The sequence below is a fragment of the Rhizobium sp. WYCCWR 11146 genome (assembly GCF_013591995.1).
Lineage (GTDB): Bacteria > Pseudomonadota > Alphaproteobacteria > Rhizobiales > Rhizobiaceae > Rhizobium > Rhizobium indicum.
Genome location: NZ_JACCEY010000041.1, coordinates 1 through 767, shown reverse-complemented (window position 1 = coordinate 767; position 767 = coordinate 1). Strand labels below are relative to the sequence as shown.

Annotated in this window: 1 protein-coding gene; it reads right to left on the bottom strand. The window is 65.3% G+C overall.

All coding sequences use genetic code 11. From position 1 onward, the window contains the following. Positions 1-767, bottom strand: a 767-nt coding sequence (locus tag HX899_RS33055; protein WP_246697236.1) for a methyl-accepting chemotaxis protein, incomplete at both ends; no start/stop codon positions are given.

Sequence of the window (767 nt, the reverse complement as noted above, 5' to 3'; positions counted from 1 at the left end):
TCGAGCTGGTTCATCGACGAGGAGATCGAGCGCAGCGTGGTGTCCTGCTCGGAGGCGCTGTGGGCGATCTTGGCAACGATCTCGTTGGCAGCCTTGATCTGGTCGGAGATGCGCTTCAGCGCCTCGCCGGCCTCGCCGACCAGACGGACGCCGTGATCCACCTGGCTGGAGGAGCGGGCGATCTGGTCCTTGATCTCCTTGGCCGCAGCGGCGGAACGCTGGGCAAGTTCGCGCACTTCCTGGGCGACGACCGCAAAACCCTTGCCGGATTCACCGGCACGCGCTGCCTCGACGCCGGCGTTCAGCGCCAGCAGATTGGTCTGGAAGGCGATCTCGTCGATAACGCCGATGATCTTGGTAATCTCCGAGGACGACTTCTCGATGCCGCTCATCGCCTCGATCGCCTGGGTGACGATCGCATCGCTATGCGTTGCCTCGGTGCTGACCGCGTGGACGCGCTTGCTCGCTTCATGGGCGCCATCGGCCGTCTGACGGACGGCGACGGTGAGTTCGTCGAGAGCGGCCGAGGTTTCTTCCAGGCTGGCGGCCTGGCGCTCGGTGCGCTGTGACAGCTCGTTGGAAGCGCGGCGGATCTCTTCCTTGCTGGTGCCGATGTCGGTGCCCTTGGCGCTGACCTTGGCCATGGCGGCTTCGAGATGCGACAGCGCATCGTTGAAGTTGTCGCGAAGGGCGGCATACTTCTGGCCGAGATCGGCGCAGCGAACGGTGAGGTCGCCGCGGGCGATCATCTCCAGCGCCTGGCCGAT